This window comes from Shinella sp. 838 (assembly GCF_029623935.1).
Taxonomy (GTDB): domain Bacteria; phylum Pseudomonadota; class Alphaproteobacteria; order Rhizobiales; family Rhizobiaceae; genus Shinella.
The window spans coordinates 68955-84738 of sequence record NZ_JARSBQ010000014.1; the positions used below are offsets into that span (position 1 = coordinate 68955).

At 61.4% G+C, this 15784-nt stretch carries 17 protein-coding genes; 10 read left to right on the top strand and 7 right to left on the bottom strand.

The features are described from left to right. Positions 1-6: 6 nt before the first annotated feature. Positions 7-711 carry a Tim44/TimA family putative adaptor protein gene (locus tag P9A16_RS29280; RefSeq protein WP_023513445.1) on the bottom strand — a complete coding sequence of 235 codons (705 nt, stop codon included), beginning with the start codon at positions 709-711 and terminating at the stop codon, positions 7-9. Between the two features lie 154 nt (positions 712-865). Between P9A16_RS29280 and P9A16_RS29285 the strand changes: the two genes are divergently transcribed. Both P9A16_RS29285 and secB read left to right on the top strand, forming a co-directional pair. Further along, positions 866-1324, top strand: coding sequence for an FxsA family protein (locus P9A16_RS29285; protein WP_023513444.1), 459 nt, complete (start codon positions 866-868; stop codon positions 1322-1324). Positions 1325-1393: 69 nt separating this feature from the next. Further along, positions 1394-1870 carry a protein-export chaperone SecB gene (gene secB / locus P9A16_RS29290; protein ID WP_023513443.1) on the top strand — a complete coding sequence of 159 codons (477 nt, stop codon included), beginning with the start codon at positions 1394-1396 and terminating at the stop codon, positions 1868-1870. 83 nt (positions 1871-1953) lie between these two features. On the opposite strand, the gene dnaQ is transcribed toward secB, so the two are convergent. Genes dnaQ through P9A16_RS29315 form a run of 5 tightly spaced genes read right to left on the bottom strand, consistent with a single transcriptional unit; the run spans position 1954 to position 5541 of the window. Further along, positions 1954-2658, bottom strand: a complete 705-nt coding sequence (gene dnaQ / locus P9A16_RS29295) for a DNA polymerase III subunit epsilon (RefSeq protein WP_023513442.1) — start codon at positions 2656-2658, stop codon at positions 1954-1956. Beyond that, the gene (gene coaE, locus P9A16_RS29300) at positions 2658-3248 is read right to left on the bottom strand and encodes a dephospho-CoA kinase (RefSeq protein ID WP_023513441.1); all 591 of its coding nucleotides are present in this window, start codon (positions 3246-3248) and stop codon (positions 2658-2660) included. Before coaE ends, dnaQ begins: the two co-directional genes overlap by 1 nt. Continuing rightward, entirely contained in the window at positions 3248-4105 is an 858-nt protein-coding gene (locus P9A16_RS29305) for a shikimate dehydrogenase (RefSeq protein WP_023513440.1), read from the bottom strand. Before P9A16_RS29305 ends, coaE begins: the two co-directional genes overlap by 1 nt. Continuing rightward, complete coding sequence (locus P9A16_RS29310; protein WP_023513439.1) at positions 4098-4694, bottom strand: Maf-like protein; 597 nt, start codon at positions 4692-4694, stop codon at positions 4098-4100. Before P9A16_RS29310 ends, P9A16_RS29305 begins: the two co-directional genes overlap by 8 nt. Before the next feature lie 25 nt (positions 4695-4719). After that, positions 4720-5541 (bottom strand): pyruvate, water dikinase regulatory protein, encoded by an 822-nt coding sequence (locus P9A16_RS29315; protein WP_023513438.1) that lies wholly within the window; start codon positions 5539-5541, stop codon positions 4720-4722. Positions 5542-5945: 404 nt separating this feature from the next. Between P9A16_RS29315 and hemE the strand changes: the two genes are divergently transcribed. The 8 genes from hemE (at position 5946) to P9A16_RS29355 (ending at position 14732) form a co-directional block, all read left to right on the top strand. Then, positions 5946-6980 carry a uroporphyrinogen decarboxylase gene (gene hemE / locus P9A16_RS29320; protein WP_024271282.1) on the top strand — a complete coding sequence of 345 codons (1035 nt, stop codon included), beginning with the start codon at positions 5946-5948 and terminating at the stop codon, positions 6978-6980. After that, positions 6977-7516, top strand: a complete 540-nt coding sequence (gene hemJ / locus P9A16_RS29325) for a protoporphyrinogen oxidase HemJ (RefSeq protein WP_023517181.1) — start codon at positions 6977-6979, stop codon at positions 7514-7516. Before hemE ends, hemJ begins: the two co-directional genes overlap by 4 nt. 186 nt (positions 7517-7702) lie before the next feature. After that, on the top strand, positions 7703-8968 hold the full coding sequence (gene rho / locus P9A16_RS29330; RefSeq protein WP_024271281.1) for a transcription termination factor Rho: 1266 nt from the start codon (positions 7703-7705) through the stop codon (positions 8966-8968). Positions 8969-9095: 127 nt separating this feature from the next. Beyond that, positions 9096-10421 (top strand): tRNA uridine-5-carboxymethylaminomethyl(34) synthesis GTPase MnmE, encoded by a 1326-nt coding sequence (gene mnmE, locus P9A16_RS29335; protein WP_024271280.1) that lies wholly within the window; start codon positions 9096-9098, stop codon positions 10419-10421. Between the two features lie 66 nt (positions 10422-10487). After that, entirely contained in the window at positions 10488-12377 is a 1890-nt protein-coding gene (mnmG, locus tag P9A16_RS29340; RefSeq protein WP_024271279.1) for a tRNA uridine-5-carboxymethylaminomethyl(34) synthesis enzyme MnmG, read from the top strand. Next, positions 12374-13009: a 16S rRNA (guanine(527)-N(7))-methyltransferase RsmG gene (gene rsmG, locus P9A16_RS29345; protein ID WP_024271278.1), complete on the top strand. Its 636-nt coding sequence runs from the start codon at positions 12374-12376 to the stop codon at positions 13007-13009. Before mnmG ends, rsmG begins: the two co-directional genes overlap by 4 nt. A gap of 13 nt (positions 13010-13022) precedes the next feature. After that, a complete protein-coding gene (locus tag P9A16_RS29350; RefSeq protein WP_024271277.1) occupies positions 13023-13817 on the top strand; it encodes a ParA family protein in 795 nt (264 codons plus the stop codon). A gap of 24 nt (positions 13818-13841) precedes the next feature. Further along, the gene (locus P9A16_RS29355; protein ID WP_023514416.1) at positions 13842-14732 is read left to right on the top strand and encodes a ParB/RepB/Spo0J family partition protein; all 891 of its coding nucleotides are present in this window, start codon (positions 13842-13844) and stop codon (positions 14730-14732) included. A gap of 15 nt (positions 14733-14747) precedes the next feature. On the opposite strand, the gene holA is transcribed toward P9A16_RS29355, so the two are convergent. Further along, complete coding sequence (holA, locus tag P9A16_RS29360) at positions 14748-15782, bottom strand: DNA polymerase III subunit delta (RefSeq protein ID WP_023514415.1); 1035 nt, start codon at positions 15780-15782, stop codon at positions 14748-14750. Positions 15783-15784 lie beyond the last annotated feature (2 nt).

Below are 15784 nucleotides of genomic sequence, written 5' to 3' on the forward strand. Positions count from 1 at the left end.
CCTCGCTCAGCCTTCCGATTCGGTGGCGATCAGCTTCCAGTTCGGATCACGCGAGCGGGTGTCGCGGGCGAAGGTCCAGAGGTCGTTGACCTCTGCTACCGTTTCCGCATCGCCCTCGATCAGCGTGCCGGCCTTGTCGTAGGTGGCCGAGATCAGCTGGCTGACGATGCGCAGCGTCACATTCGCCTCGCTGTCCTTGGCCTCGGCGCTGACGATGTCGGCCTTCTCGATGCCGACGAAGCTGGAGCGGACGACCTCGCCCTTGCTCTCGCGGTCCGAAATGGCCGCGTCGAACCCTTCGTAGACCTCGCGTGACAGCAGGTTCTTCAGCGCCTTGCGGTCGCCATCGGCGAAGGCGACGACGATCATTTCATAGGCCATGCGCGCACCGTTGACGAATTCCTTCGGATTGAAGGAAGGATCGACCTTGACGAGCTGGCGAAGCTGCTCGTTGAGCGGCGTGCCCGGCGCGGCGAAGCTATCGACGGACGCATAGGGATTTTCGTCCGCGTCCGTTCCATCCCGACGCGGCAGGGTGACGACCTTGCCGCGATCGGCCGAATCAGTCTCGCCGGCGGCCTCGCGCTTGGAATAGGGATCGAACGGCGGGCGCTCGTTGCCGGTGCGCCGGCCGAGCACGCTGCGCAGCTGCAGGAAGATGACCACCGCAGCCACCAGGAAAAAAATCGTTACAAAGTCGAATGAGCCCATTATCGATCCGCAGCCGTTTTCGTTTTTCTTGTTCCTTCCCCATATAGTCCGCAAAACCGGATCATTCAAATGGCGATGACGTGAATGCGACCAAGGCGCGCGCAAATGGCACCGGCAGTATCGGTCCGCGCGAATCTGTGCGACAGTCAAGACCATGCTTCGACGCCTCATCCCCCTTCTCATTCTCGTGCTGCCGCTGGCGGAAATCGCCTGCTTCATTGTTATCGGTCGGCGCATCGGCCTTTTCGCCACCCTGTCGCTGGTCGTGCTCTCGGCGATTGCCGGCGTCGTGCTGATGCGCATCCAGGGCTTCGGCGTGCTCGCACGACTGCGCCAGTCCGGACAGGACGGCCGCGCGCCGGGCAAGGAAATGCTCGATGCGGCGATGATCATGATTGCTGGTATCCTTCTGTTGATCCCCGGCTTCCTGACCGACATCCTCGGCCTGGCCCTGTTTCTGCCGCCGGTGCGTACATTTCTCTGGAACCGGCTGATGCGCAACATCGTGGTTGTCGATATCGGCGGCGCGCGTCCCGGCAGCCAGCCGAAAACGGAACCCCAGCGCACCATCGATCTCGATGAAAGCGACTTCCATCGCGATGGCCGGCCCTGACGGCGGGTTGTAAGCCCCCTGCTGAAATGCTAGATGGCCTGACTTTCCAGAGTCCCCGAGGATACTTCCATGACTGACGCAGCAACCGAGAACAACGCCGCGAGCCCCTCGCTCAACATCCTGGCGCAGTACGTGAAGGACTTCTCCTTCGAAAACCCGGGTGCTCCGCGGTCGCTCCAGGCCCGTGACAAGGCGCCGGCGATCAACATCAGCGTCAACGTCAATGCCAACCCGCTCTCCGAGACGGACTTCGACGTCATTCTTTCGCTGAACGCGGAAGCCAAGGACGGCGACAAGATGCTCTTCAACGCCGAGCTCGCCTATGGCGGCGTCTTCCGCGTCACCGGCTTCCCGCAGGAGCACATGCTGCCGGTTCTCTTCATCGAGTGCCCGCGCCTGCTCTTCCCCTTCGCTCGCCAGATCATCTCCGACGCAACCCGCAACGGCGGCTTCCCGCCGCTGATGATCGACCCGATCGACTTTGCGCAGATGTTCACCCAGCGCATGGCCGAAGAACAGGTCAAGGCCAAGGTCAACGCCAACTAAGGCAGAAAACCTCACTCCAAAGAAAACGCCCGGCCACCAGGTGACCGGGCGTTTTCTTTTGTCTCAGGGAAGCTGAGCCGGATTCACCCGCCGTATTTCGCCCAGATTGCCTTGTCGCCCATCTTCTGCACCATGGTGCCATGAGCAGCGCTCTCCTCTTCGGAAAGGCGGGAGGCAAGCGGCTTCGGCCTGACACCGAGCGGCAGAACGACATCGTCCTCCATCTCGACCAGCGCCCGGCGACCGCTTTCCGCCATGCCGAGCCCCAGCGCCGCCTGCCGGCCGCCGATCATCTCGATATAGACTTCGGCGAGAAGCTCGGAATCGAGCAGGGCGCCGTGTTTCGTACGGTGCGAATTGTCGATCCCGTAGCGCCGGCAGAGCGCATCGAGCGAGTTCGGTCCCATCGGATGCTTGCGGCGCGCCAGCGCCAGCGTGTCCGTCACCTTCTCCTGCAGGATCGGCGGCAGACCGATGCGCTCGAACTCCGCATTGATGAAACCCATGTCGAAGCTGGCATTGTGGGCCACCCAGCGGGCATCGCCGAAGAAGTCGAGTATCTGCTGTGCCAGATCGGCGAAGGGCGGCTTGTCCTTGAGGAACTCATCCGTGATACCGTGCACGGCAAGCGCATCCGGATGCACCTTGCGGTCGCCGGGGCTGACGAAGAGATGCAGCGTGCGGCCGGTCGGAAAATGGTTCTCCAGCTCGACGCCGCCGATTTCGATGACGCGGTCGAGCTTGTTGTCGAGGCCGGTCGTTTCCGTATCGAAGATGATCTCGCGCATCAGTCCTCTTGTCCCTTCAGACTTTCGACAATCTCTTCCACCGCTTTGCGCGCCGCTTCAAGTCCCCTACCGGTATCGATGAGGAAATCGGCGCGCCTGCGTTTTTCGGCGTCCGGCATCTGGCGCGACAGGATGAGCTGGAATTTCTCCTCCGTCATGCCCGGGCGGGCGAGCACGCGCTGTCTCTGTATATCGGGATCGCAGGTGACGACGACAACCTTGTCCACCCGCCCCTCGCCCCCCGTCTCGTAGAGAAGCGGGATGTCGAGCAAAACGAGTGGCGAACCACGATCCCGTTCCGCATCGAGAAAGGCCTTTTCCCGCGCCCGCACGAGCGGATGGATGATCGCCTCCAAAGCGGCAAAGCGGCCCGGGAACCGCGCAAGCGTCGCCGATAGCGTCTTGCGATCGATGACCCCCTCCTTGAGCGCCTCCGGGAAGCGTTCGGCAACCGGAGCGACGGCATCGGTGCGGTAGAGATCGTGCACCGTCGCATCCGCATCGTGCACCGGCACGCCAAGATCGTGGAACATTGCCGCGGTGGTCGACTTGCCCGTTCCGATCGATCCGGTAAGGCCGAGCACGATCATCAGTGCGCCTCCATGTCCGCGAGGATCAACCGGCGCAGGTTCATATCGACGGTGGGCCGGACACCGAACCATTTTTCAAAACCCGGCGCCGCCTGGTGCAGCAACATGCCGAGGCCATCGACCGTGGCGAACCCCTGCGCGGCCGCCTGGCGCAGGATGGGAGTGACCAGCGGCACATAGACGATGTCGGTCACGACAGCGCCCCCCGCCAATGGTGAGAAGTCGAAATCCGGTGCCGCCTCGCCATCCATACCAAGCGATGTCGTGTTGACGAAGAGCCCCGCACCCGCCGAGACCTCTTGTAAGGCGGCCATGGCGTGGGCATGCACCTTCGCTCCGAACCGATCGGCGAGCTCCTGCGCCCGCCCCAGAGTGCGGTTGACGACATGGATTTCGCCGATGCCGCGATCGCGCACCGCCTGGATGATCGCCCGGCTGGCGCCGCCAGCCCCGAGAATGACAGCACGATCCGTCCTGTCCCACCCCGGTGAAGCGGCATCGAGATTGGCAAGAAAACCGAAACCGTCGGTGTTGGTCGCGTGCAGCCGGCCCTCGTCCAGCCAGAGCGTGTTCGACGCACCGAGTTCTTCGCTCAATGCATCCGGCTGGTCGGCAAGCGCGAAGGCCGTTTCCTTGTGCGGGATGGTGACATTGCCGCCAACGAAGCCGGATTCTCCACTCTTCAGCCGGGAAATGAAGCCGGCGAAGTCTTCGGATGAAACCTCCTGCCGCGTGTAGGATCCCTGCAATCCCAACGTTTTCAGCCAGAAGCCATGGATCAGCGGCGAGCGCGAATGTTTGACCGGGTAGCCCGTCACGAAGGCGTGGCGAACGAATGTTTCACGTGAATCATGCATCGATGGCACCGAGATCGCGAAGTTTAGCCAGCAACGGAAGCAGCGGCAGGCCCAGAATTGTGAAGTAGTCTCCGTCGATCCGCTCGAAGAGCTGCACGCCCTCACCCTCGAGCTGATAGGCTCCGACACTTGCCAGAACCCGCGTGCCGACCCGGGCCAGATGTCGATCGATGAAAGCATCCGTGAGCGGGCGCATTGTCAGATGCGCGATGGAAACGTGGCTCCACAATGTCGCGCCGTCCCGCACCAAAGCAATGCCGCAGTTGAGGGAATGGGTGCGGCCGGACATGGCCTGAAGATGAGTCCTGGCTTCCGCCATGTCGGCCGGCTTGTGAAACACACGCCCTTCCAGGGACAATGTCTGGTCGGAGCCGATGACGAGCGCACCGGGGCGACGCCTTGCGACATCCAGCGCCTTTTCAGTCGCCAGCGTCTCGGCAACCTGCTGCGGCGTCGGCTTGCGGGCGGCAAGCGCCGTTTCGACCGCACGCTCATCGATGGCGGCCGCCTCTGTTTCAAAGGCAAGGCCGGCATTTTCCATCAGCATGCGACGAAAGGGGCTCTGCGAGGCGAGGATCAGCAGTGTCATGAAAATCTCCGTTTGCCGCTCCGGGTTACCGAAGCTTCGGGCGAAGAGCAACGATGGCGGCGGCCGTTTCCTCGATCGAGCGCCGGGTAACGTCGATGATCGGCCAGTTGTTGCGCGCGCAGATGGCGCGCGCATATTTCAGCTCCTCGGAAATCTGCGCCCTGTCGACATAGTCATCGCCGCGAAAATCCTGCGTCTGGCCGAGCACCCGGTTCTGCCGCACCTGGGCAATGCGATCCGTTGTGGCGATCAGCCCGACGATCAGCGGTCTCGCCGCCGCCGCCAACCGCTCCGGAAGCGGTACGCCAAGCACGATCGGCACATTGGCGGTCTTGATGCCACGATTGGCGAGATAGATGCTCGTCGGTGTCTTCGAGGTTCGACTGATGCCGATGAGAATGACGTCCGCCTCGTCCAGATCGGCAGGCAGCTGCCCGTCATCGTGATCCATCGTGAAATTCAGCGCGTCGATGCGCGCGAAATACTCCGCATTCATTACATGCTGCGCACCGACCCGCCGCCGCGACGGTGCACCGAGATAGGACTGGAAGAGATCGATGACCGGTTCGAGAACGGAAACGCAGGGCACGCCCATCTCCCGGCAACGCTGGTCGATGATCTCGGACAGCTCCCGGTCGACGATCGTATAGAGCACGATGCCCGGCGCACCATCGATGGCGTCGAGCACGGGCATGAGCTGCTTGCGGTTGCGGATCAGCGGATAGACGTGTTCGAGCGCCTGGGATGATTGGAATTGCGCCGCGGCCGCCCGCCCCGCGGCAATCAGCGTCTCGCCCGTCGAGTCCGATATCAGGTGCAGATGGAAGTAGTTTTTGGTGCTTTCCACAATATCCTCCGCCCCCTGTTGATGAACCGGGAGAACGGTGAGCTAAGAACGGCAGGGACCCGGAGGCAAGGGGATAACTGCCATTTTGTCCACAATCCGCGGGAGACGGGACGAGGATTCACGGTGCATGTGGATAAGACTCATGACACGGCAAAGTGTCGCGCTTCTCCACACGTCATCCACAGGAAGGCTTTCCATGCGACATCAAGAATCCTCTTGATTCAAAATGACGAATCCGGTTTTCCGCCTTCCAGGCCAGAAATATCTCTGTGCACATTGCTTTTTCCCCAGCACTGCCGGCAAGGCTGTATCCCTGTGGAGAGGATTTAATCCTTGATAGTCACCGACTCTAAGAAATAGAAACCTTTTCAAAGAGATTATTTAAAGATTGGGAGAACCCCGCGGTGTCTGCGAAAAACCGGAAGATCGTCGATGTCCTGAACGGGAAGACGGTCTCCCCTCCTCCTCTCTGGCTGATGCGCCAGGCCGGACGGTATCTGCCGGAATATCGGCAGACGCGCGCGGCAGCAGGAAGCTTCCTCGATCTCTGTTATTCGCCGGAGCTGGCGACGGAGGTAACGCTGCAACCGATCCGTCGCTACGGTTTCGACGCTGCAATCCTGTTTTCCGATATCCTCGTCATTCCCGACGCCCTGAAGCGCAATGTCCGCTTCGAGGAGGGTCATGGCCCTCGTCTCGACCCGATCGATCCGGATGGCATTCTCGCCCTGAAGACAGACGGGGTCGCAGAGCACCTCAGACCGGTCATAGAGGCGGTTGGCCGCATTCGGGGTGCCCTGCCCGAGGAAACGGCGCTGCTCGGCTTCTGCGGGGCGCCCTGGACCGTCGCCACCTACATGATCGCCGGCCATGGTACCCCGGATCAGGCGCCCGCGCGTCTTTTCGCCTACAAGGAGCCGCGCGCCTTCGCGCATCTGCTCGATGTGCTTGCCGAACTCTCGGCTGACTACCTCGTGGCACAGATCGATGCCGGCGCCGACGCGGTACAGATCTTCGATTCCTGGGCCGGCGTTCTCGGCGAGCGGGAGTTTGCCGAGTTTGCCGTCCGCCCGGTGCACAGGATCATTGCGTCGGTGAAGGCCCGCCGTCCGCAGGCCAAGGTCATTGCCTTCGCCAAGGGGGCAGGCCTGCAGCTGAAATCCTACCGGCAGCAAACCGGCGCCGACGCCATCGGCCTCGACTGGTCCGTGCCGCTCTCCGTTGCGGCCGACTTGCAGAAGGAGGGTCCCGTCCAGGGAAATCTCGATCCGATGCGTGTCGTTGCCGGCGGCGCGGCGCTCGATGAGGGCATCGATGCCATTCTGCAGGCGCTCGGCAACGGGCCGCTGATCTTCAATCTCGGCCACGGGATCACGCCGCAGGCGGATCCGGACAACGTCACGCGCCTTGTGGCGCGTGTGCGCGGAGGGGCGCGGTGAGCGAGAAACAGGCGGGCGAGAGCGCCGGGCGCCGGGCGCGGCTGCGGGCCGCAGTGGCGCTCGCCGTCTTTGCGCTGCTGGCGCTTCTTCTCGTTCTCTATCCGCCCGAGGATCTCTATCTCTGGATCAAGGCGTTGCACATCATCGCCGTCATCTCCTGGATGGCGGGTCTGCTCTACCTGCCGCGGCTCTTCGTCTACCACACGGATGCCCCGCCCGGCTCGGCCGAGGCTGAGGTCTTCAAGGTGATGGAGCGGCGGCTCTACCGGGTCATCATGCAGCCCGCGATGGGCCTTTCCTGGTTGCTCGGTCTCTATCTCGCCTGGTCGGTCTATGGTTTCCAGGGCGGCTGGCTGCATGCCAAGCTTGCCTTCGTCGTGCTGCTCTCGGCTGTGCATCAGTTCTACGGCCGCGCCGTGAGGGCCTTTGCCGAGGATCGCAACACGAAGACAGGCCGTCAGTGGCGGCTTTGGAACGAGGCGCCGGCGCTTCTGATGATCCTCATCGTCATCCTGGTCGTCGTGAAGCCGTTTTAGGCCCTCTGCGGCAAAACGGATGAAATTCCGATGCCCCCTTGCGGGCCAGCACCGGAACCGCTATTTTCCGCGCATCTCATCTTTCGTGGCATGTGTATTCGTTCAGTGAACTGCACCGTTCCCCCGCAGTTCGGCCTTGACCCGCACGCCTTTTCCCATCCCGATGACAGCCAGCATGGACCATTCATGGCCGAAATGAAGCTACAAGACCTCAAGAACAAGACTCCGACCGACCTCCTTGCCTTTGCCGAATCGCTCGAGGTCGAGAACGCGAGCACGATGCGCAAGCAGGAACTGATGTTTGCGATCCTGAAGATGCTGGCCGCGCAGGACGTGGAAATCATCGGCGAAGGTGTGGTCGAAGTGCTGCAGGACGGTTTCGGCTTCCTGCGTTCGGCCAATGCGAACTATCTGCCGGGCCCCGACGACATCTACATCTCGCCCTCCCAGATCCGCCGCTTCTCGCTGAAGACCGGCGATACGGTGGAGGGCCCGATCCGCGGCCCGAAGGAAGGTGAACGCTATTTCGCATTGCTGAAGGTCAACACGATCAATTTCGACGATCCGGAAAAGATCCGTCACAAGGTTCACTTCGACAACCTGACGCCGCTCTACCCGAACGAGCGCTTCAAGATGGAACTCGAGATCCCCACCTCGAAGGATCTTTCTCCGCGTGTCATCGATCTCGTCGCCCCGCTCGGCAAGGGCCAGCGCGGCCTCATCGTCGCTCCGCCGCGGACGGGTAAGACGGTTCTCCTGCAGAACATCGCCCATTCGATCACCGCCAACCATCCCGAATGTTATCTCATCGTCCTCTTGATCGACGAGCGTCCGGAGGAAGTGACGGATATGCAGCGTTCGGTGCGGGGGGAAGTTGTTTCCTCGACCTTCGACGAACCGGCGACGCGCCACGTGCAGGTCGCCGAAATGGTCATCGAGAAGGCGAAGCGCCTCGTCGAGCACGGCCGCGACGTCGTCATCCTGCTGGATTCGATCACCCGTCTCGGCCGCGCTTACAACACCGTCGTTCCGTCCTCGGGCAAGGTGCTGACGGGTGGCGTCGACGCGAATGCGCTGCAGCGCCCGAAGCGCTTCTTCGGCGCGGCACGCAATATCGAGGAAGGCGGTTCGCTGACCATCATCGCGACCGCGCTGATCGATACAGGCAGCCGCATGGATGAAGTGATCTTCGAAGAGTTCAAGGGCACCGGCAACTCGGAAATCGTGCTTGATCGCAAGGTTGCCGACAAGCGCATCTTCCCGGCGATGGACATTCTCAAGTCCGGCACGCGCAAGGAAGACCTTCTGGTGCCCCGCCAGGATCTCCAGAAGATCTTCGTCCTGCGCCGCATTCTCGCTCCGATGGGCACAACGGATGCGATCGAATTCCTGATCGACAAGCTGAAGCAGACGAAGAACAATGGCGACTTCTTCGACTCGATGAACACGTAAGCGACACGCCTCGTCGTCGTTACGCTGCATGGTCCCGCCGCAAGCCGGGACCATTTTCGTTTGAAGTGGGAAAATTCGATTCTTTCCCGAAATGGATTTATCGATTCGTACCCGGAATAATGAGACCATGCATTCCACGGACACGATCTTTGCCCTTTCGAGCGGAGGCCTGCCCTCCGGCGTGGCGGTGATACGCCTGAGCGGTTCGGCCAGCGGATCAGCGGTTCAGACCCTGTGTGGTCGCCAGCCGGAGGAGCGGCGTGCCTCCCTTTGTTCGATTCGAAACCGGAACGGTGAGACGCTCGACAAGGGCCTGGTGCTGTTTTTTCCGGGTCCGAGCTCCTTCACGGGGGAGGATTGCGCGGAGCTCCAGATCCACGGGGGGCGCGCGACGGTCAAGGCAGTGCTGGCGGAACTGGCCGGGATGGTTGGTTTGCGGGCGGCTGAGGCCGGAGAATTTTCCCGCCGGGCCTTTTTGAATGGCCGTATGGATCTGGTGGAGGTCGAGGGCCTTGCCGATTTGATCGGCGCCGAGACGGAGATGCAGCGCCGCTTGGCGGCAGAGCAATCGTCCGGCGGACTCTCGAAGCTTTACGATTCGTGGGCGAAACGACTAACGCACGCTCGCGCGATGATCGAGGCAGAGCTGGATTTCGCCGACGAAGATGATGTGCCTGGTTCCGTAGCAAGCAGTGTCTGGACGGATATGCGGTGCTTGGAGCAGGAAATCCTTAACCATCTTTCCGGTGCCAGAGCCGGGGAGATTGTCCGTGACGGCCTAAAAGTGGTGATTGCCGGCCCGCCGAATGCCGGCAAGTCGAGCCTGCTGAACCATCTGGCGCGACGCGACGTGGCGATCGTCACGGAGATTCCCGGGACGACGCGGGATGTCCTGCATGTTGATCTCGACCTCGACGGCTTCGCTGTTCGGCTGTATGATACCGCTGGCTTGCGGGATACGGACGATCTCGTCGAGCAAGAAGGTATCCGGCGGACGCAGCGCTCGATGGCGGAAGCCGATCTGGTTCTTCTCCTGTCCGCGGAAGGAGACTTCGATTGGAAAACCTTCGTCAACGGCTATAGCGGCCCTGTTGTTCGCGTCCGGACCAAGGCTGATCTACAGGATGACGCATCGCCCAATTCGGGCGCTGATGTCGTCATCTCGGTTCAGACGGGGCAGGGTATTGCCGAGCTTCTTGATCGTGTGGGTACCCATTTGCCGGATCTGGGCGAGGCAAATGCCCTGGCATTGCCGACCCGCCAGCGCCACACGGACAATCTGATCATGGCGCGCGATCACATTGAATCCGCTCTGGAGGCGGATGAGCGGGGCCTGGATATACAGGCCGAATATCTTCGATTGGCCGGACAGGCACTGGGTCGGGTCACGGGACGGGTGGACGTGGAAAATCTGCTCGACGTGATCTTTTCGGAATTTTGCATAGGCAAATGATTCACGTGAAACAGCACAACGTACACGAGTCGCTTTGTACGTTTCACGTGAAACAGGTGGTGCGGGATGATAGAAGAAATGACATATGATGTGGTGGTGATCGGGGGTGGACATGCCGGCGTGGAGGCGGCTGCCGCCGCAGCGCGCTTCGGCGCACGAACAGCCCTTCTGACCCACAAGGCGTCGACGATCGGGGTCATGTCCTGTAACCCCGCGATTGGCGGTTTGGGCAAAGGGCATCTCGTTCGTGAGGTGGACGCCCTCGACGGATTGATGGGACGGGTCGCGGATCGTGCTGGTATTCAGTTTCGCCTGCTGAACCGTCGCAAGGGCCCCGCTGTACGCGGTCCACGCGCTCAAGCCGACCGAAAGCTCTATCGCGAAGCCATGCAGGCCGAGATTGCACAGCTTTCCGGCCTGACGGTTGTCGAGGGCGATGCTTATGATCTGAACTGCCGGGACGGTCACATCGCCGGAGTGATCCTGAAGGACGGGCGACACCTGGCTTGTGCTGCCGTCGTCATCACAACAGGCACGTTCCTACGTGGACTTATTCATATCGGCTCCGAAAAAATCCCGGCCGGTCGGGTCGGCGAAGAGCCTTCTTTGGGGCTCTCCGCGACATTCGAACATCTGGGTTTCAAACTTGGCCGCCTGAAGACCGGCACGCCCGCACGGTTGGATGGCCGCACCATCGATTGGGCCGCGGTCGGACGCCAGGCGGCGGACGCAGAACCGGTGCCATTCTCCTTCATGACGGACCGCATCGTCACACCGCAGATCGAATGCGGTGTGACGCGAACCACCTCGGCGACCCATCGCATCATTGAAGAGAATATCGGCCAATCGGCGATGTATTCCGGCCAGATCGAAGGTGTCGGTCCTCGCTATTGCCCCTCAATCGAGGACAAGATCGTCAAGTTCGGGGAGCGCGATGGTCATCAGATATTCCTTGAACCGGAGGGTCTTGATGATGACACCGTCTATCCAAACGGGATCTCGACGTCGCTGCCGGCGGATGTGCAGCAGGCTTTCATTCACACGATCCCGGGCCTGGAGCGCGCCCGTATCCTGCAGCCGGGCTATGCGATCGAGTACGACCATATTGATCCGCGGGAACTGTCGGCCACCTTGGAGGCACGGCGCCAGGCCGGGCTTTTCCTGGCCGGACAGATCAATGGCACGACCGGTTATGAGGAAGCAGCGGCGCAGGGGTTGGTGGCCGGCTTGAACGCGGCGCGGCGGGCGGCAGGCATGGACGGCCACGTCTTCAGCCGTACGGATAGCTACATCGGTGTCATGATTGATGATCTGACATCGCGTGGTGTGACCGAACCCTATCGCATGTTCACCTCGCGGGCGGAGTACCGCCTTTCGTTGCGCGCAGACAATGCCGATGTGCGTTTGACGCCGACGGGAATGGCGCTTGGCGTGGTCGGCGCGGATCGACGGCAGCGTTTTGATCAATGGTCTGCGGAGATGCTGGTTGCGCGCGAAAGGCTCGCGGCCTTGAGGCTCTCGCCGAACGAAGCTGCGGGCAAGGGTATCCGGATCAACCAGGACGGCGTGCGCCGTACCGCCTATGATTTGCTGGCCTATCCGGATATCGACTTCGCCCGGTTGGCGGCAGTCTGGCCGGAGCTTGAAACCTTTTCGCCACGGGTTCGGGATGCTGTCGAGATTGAGGCCAGCTATGCGGTCTATATGAACCGGCAGGAGGCCGATATCGCTGAGGCACGTCGGGAGGAAGAACGCGGAATTCCGGCAGGGTTCGATTTCAGTGCCCTGCCCGGCCTTTCCATCGAACTCCAGCAGAAACTGGCTGTGGCCCGACCGTCAAATCTGGCGCAGGCGGCGCGGGTGGACGGCATGACACCAGCAGCACTGACGCTTCTGCTCGCCTATCTCAAGCGTGTGCCCGATACGGCATCGATACAACGGACTGCCAGTGCATGAGCAACTTACCTCGAGAATTTTCCCGTCTGAATGTTTCACGTGAAACTGAAGACCGGTTGAACGTCTTTGTTGCCCTGTTTCAGAAATGGGCCAAGACCATCAATCTGGTGGCCCCTTCGACATTGGCCGAAGTCTGGAGCCGGCATATCGTCGATAGCGTACAGATTTATGCACAGTGCCCCGGTCCCCGTGTCTGGGCCGATCTTGGCAGCGGTGGCGGCTTTCCGGGCATTGTCACCGGCATTCTGTTGGCGGGGGTGGGTGACGGATGGGTCCATCTGATTGAGAGCAACAACAAGAAGGCTGCTTTTCTGCGAACCGCTATTTTGGAGACGGGCGCTCGCGCCTCGGTTCATGCGATTCGTATCGAAGAGGCGCCTGCAGTGATCGAACGTTGCGATGCGATCTCGGCCCGGGCGCTGGCGGATCTGGATCTTCTGATGGATTTCGGGCTGCCGTGGGCGGAGCGCAACCCGGACCTCAAGTTTTTCCTCCACAAAGGCCGGGATTATCGGCGGGAGGTCGAGAAAGCGCATGGAAGGTGGAGATTCGATCTGGTAAAACATGCCAGTGTCGTCGAGCCGGACTCGGTAGTGCTCGAAATCTCGAAGCTTTCGCGAAAACGCGAGTGATTGGCGGATCTCCATGGCAGGCGAAAAGAACCGGATCATCACCATTGCAAACCAGAAGGGTGGCGTAGGGAAGACGACGACCGCGATCAACCTCGCTACGGCACTGGCTGCCATCGGCGAGCGTGTGCTGATCGTCGATCTGGATCCGCAGGGCAACGCCAGTACGGGTCTCGGAATAGATCGCCGCAACCGTGAGCTCTCCTCCTATGACCTGTTGATCGGTAGCCACGGCGTTGCCGAGACGGTGTTGCCGACGGCGGTTCCCAATCTGGCGATCATTCCGTCGACGATGGATCTCCTTGGTATCGAGATGGAGATCGCGCAGCAGAACGACCGCGTTTTCCGGCTGCGGCGGGCGTTGGCATCGGTGGAGGCGCTGTCTTACTCTTACGTGCTGGTCGATTGCCCCCCCTCTTTCAATCTCCTGACCATGAATGCGCTTGCCGCGGCTCATTCCGTGCTGGTTCCGCTGCAATGCGAATTCTTCGCGCTGGAGGGCCTCAGCCAGCTGCTGGAGACGGTGGATCAGGTGCGTCGGACAGTTAATCCGTATCTCGATATCCAGGGTATCGTGCTGACGATGTTCGACTCGCGCAATAATCTTGCGCAGCAGGTCGTCAACGATGTGCGCACGCATCTCGGCGAAAAGGTTTATCACACGCTCATTCCGCGCAATGTGCGCGTTTCCGAAGCGCCTTCCTATGGCAAGCCGGCAATTCTCTATGATCTTAAATGCGCCGGAAGCCAGGCCTATCTTCAGCTCGCCTCCGAGGTGATTCAGCGTGAGAGGCAGCGTCGGGCTGCCTGATTCCAGTATCCGTGAGTAGATCCGATGAATGAAGACAATTCGAAGCGGCGCCTTGGCCGTGGTCTCGCCGCCCTGATCGGGGAAATGGATCAGCTGCCCGCAACCGATGTCGGCGAGCGACCGGCGGTCAATCCCGATCGCCTGGTTCCGATTGAGTTCGTCGGTCGCAATCCGCGCAATCCGCGGCGCTATTTCGATGAGTCGGAACTTCAGGATCTCGCGTCCTCCATTCGCCAGCATGGCATCGTTCAGCCGGTCGTGGTGCGAACGACGGCGGACAATCGTTATGAAATCATCGCTGGCGAGCGCCGCTGGCGCGCTGCTCAGCTGGCAGGGCTCACCGATATTCCGGTCATTATCCGGGATGTGGACGACCGCACGGCCCTCGAAATCGCTATCGTGGAAAACGTGCAGCGCTCCGACCTCAATCCGCTGGAAGAGGCGATGGGGTACGAGCTGCTGATTGCCGATCACGGCTATACGCAGAACGATCTTGGCGAGATCATCGGCAAGAGCCGCAGCCATGTGGCAAACAGTCTCCGTCTGCTGAAGCTTCCCGAACCGGTGCGCGATATGCTGGCGTCCGGCTCGCTTTCCGCCGGTCATGCGCGGGCGCTTATCCCGACGTCCGATCCGATCGCCCTGGCGAAAAGCGTCGTTGCGAAGGGCATGTCGGTGCGTGATACGGAGCGTCTTGCGCAGAACGATATCAAGGCGCAAAGCGATCCGAACCACGGGCAGGCGCAGCGCAAGGACGAGAAGGATGCCGATACGCTGGCGCTCGAGCGCACGCTTTCGGATGTTCTTGGGCTTGACGTGACCGTCAATCACAAGGGAAGCGGCGGGCAGCTGCGGATCGCTTACAAGACCCTCGAACAGCTTGAGGAAATCTGCCGGCTTCTCGAGCGACGGTAGAATCCTTAGCCGGATTCAGCGGCGGGCGGATTGCAGAACGGTCGCCAGCATGGTTTGCATGGCGATCGTGTCTTCCAGTGCCGGGCGCTGCCGACTTTGCAGGATGGCGGCCTGAAGACGCTGTGTTTCACGACGGATTGCCGGACCTGTCCAGCTTTTCAGCGCGTTCTCGACAATCGGCTTGCGCCGGAAATGCAGATGCCGGCCAAGGGCTGCCATGGCCTGGGCGGCGGGCGCCCGCTTTTCATCCATTTCGGCGCGCATCAACTCAAGGAGCTGGAACTGTCGAAGGCACCCTTGCAGCACAAGGAAGACCGGCGTCTTGGAGGAAACGATCTTTTGTATGGCGTGCAGGAAACCGTCCTTGTCACCCTTCAGAATGGCGTCGATGGCGTCATCCGTCGAGATCGCGCTGGCGTCGCCGACAATCTCCTCGACGTCCTGCTCCTCGATCAGTTCCCTACCCCGACAATAGAGCGCCAGCTTGCGCACCTCGTTGCGCGAGGCGAGCCGGTCTCCGCCGATGGTTTCCACCAGGCGCGTGCGGGCGGCAGGTGAAATGCGCAGGCCTTCCGAGGCCAGTTCCTGGTCGATGAGGGCCTGGAGGGCGCGCCCGTCGTCTGCATAGCAGGCAATGGCGACGGCGGCGGAACTTGATTCGGCCACCTTGCGCAGTCCGGCGCCCTTCTTCAGGTCGCCGGCTTCGATGATCAGCGTGGAGGGACCTGCGGGCTGTTGGGCAAGGATGTCCAACGCGTCGGAAAGGCCCTTTTCGCTGCCGGCATTGCGGATCCAGACCAGACGATCGCCACCGAAAAGGCCGATCGCGTTCATCTCGTCGATCAGCCGCCCAGGCTGACCGCCGATCTCGCCGGCATCGAGTTTCACGACGGAGAAGGCATCGGTGAGGTCGACGCCGCTGACGGCGGCGAGCGCCGCGGCGCGCTCCGAAACCAGGCCCCGGTCGGGTCCATAGATAAGGAACAGCCGCACGGGCAGCGGTTTGCGCTTCAGGAAACCGTCGAACTCGTGCGACTTGACTTCGGCCATGG

Excerpts from the sequence above, each read along its gene's own strand:
- rsmG (WP_024271278.1), top strand. The coding sequence starts at position 12,374 with ATGAGCAACTTACCTCGAGAATTTTCCCGTCTGAATGTTTCACGTGAA.
- P9A16_RS29305 (WP_023513440.1), bottom strand. The coding sequence starts at position 4,105 with ATGCATGATTCACGTGAAACATTCGTTCGCCACGCCTTCGTGACGGGC.
- mnmG (WP_024271279.1), top strand. The coding sequence starts at position 10,488 with ATGATAGAAGAAATGACATATGATGTGGTGGTGATCGGGGGTGGACAT.
- mnmE (WP_024271280.1), top strand. The coding sequence starts at position 9,096 with ATGCATTCCACGGACACGATCTTTGCCCTTTCGAGCGGAGGCCTGCCC.
- dnaQ (WP_023513442.1), bottom strand. The coding sequence starts at position 2,658 with ATGCGCGAGATCATCTTCGATACGGAAACGACCGGCCTCGACAACAAG.
- rho (WP_024271281.1), top strand. The coding sequence starts at position 7,703 with ATGGCCGAAATGAAGCTACAAGACCTCAAGAACAAGACTCCGACCGAC.
- holA (WP_023514415.1), bottom strand. The coding sequence starts at position 15,782 with ATGGCCGAAGTCAAGTCGCACGAGTTCGACGGTTTCCTGAAGCGCAAA.
- P9A16_RS29350 (WP_024271277.1), top strand. The coding sequence starts at position 13,023 with ATGGCAGGCGAAAAGAACCGGATCATCACCATTGCAAACCAGAAGGGT.
- P9A16_RS29285 (WP_023513444.1), top strand. The coding sequence starts at position 866 with ATGCTTCGACGCCTCATCCCCCTTCTCATTCTCGTGCTGCCGCTGGCG.
- secB (WP_023513443.1), top strand. The coding sequence starts at position 1,394 with ATGACTGACGCAGCAACCGAGAACAACGCCGCGAGCCCCTCGCTCAAC.
- P9A16_RS29355 (WP_023514416.1), top strand. The coding sequence starts at position 13,842 with ATGAATGAAGACAATTCGAAGCGGCGCCTTGGCCGTGGTCTCGCCGCC.
- P9A16_RS29310 (WP_023513439.1), bottom strand. The coding sequence starts at position 4,694 with ATGACACTGCTGATCCTCGCCTCGCAGAGCCCCTTTCGTCGCATGCTG.
- coaE (WP_023513441.1), bottom strand. The coding sequence starts at position 3,248 with ATGATCGTGCTCGGCCTTACCGGATCGATCGGAACGGGCAAGTCGACC.
- P9A16_RS29280 (WP_023513445.1), bottom strand. The coding sequence starts at position 711 with ATGGGCTCATTCGACTTTGTAACGATTTTTTTCCTGGTGGCTGCGGTG.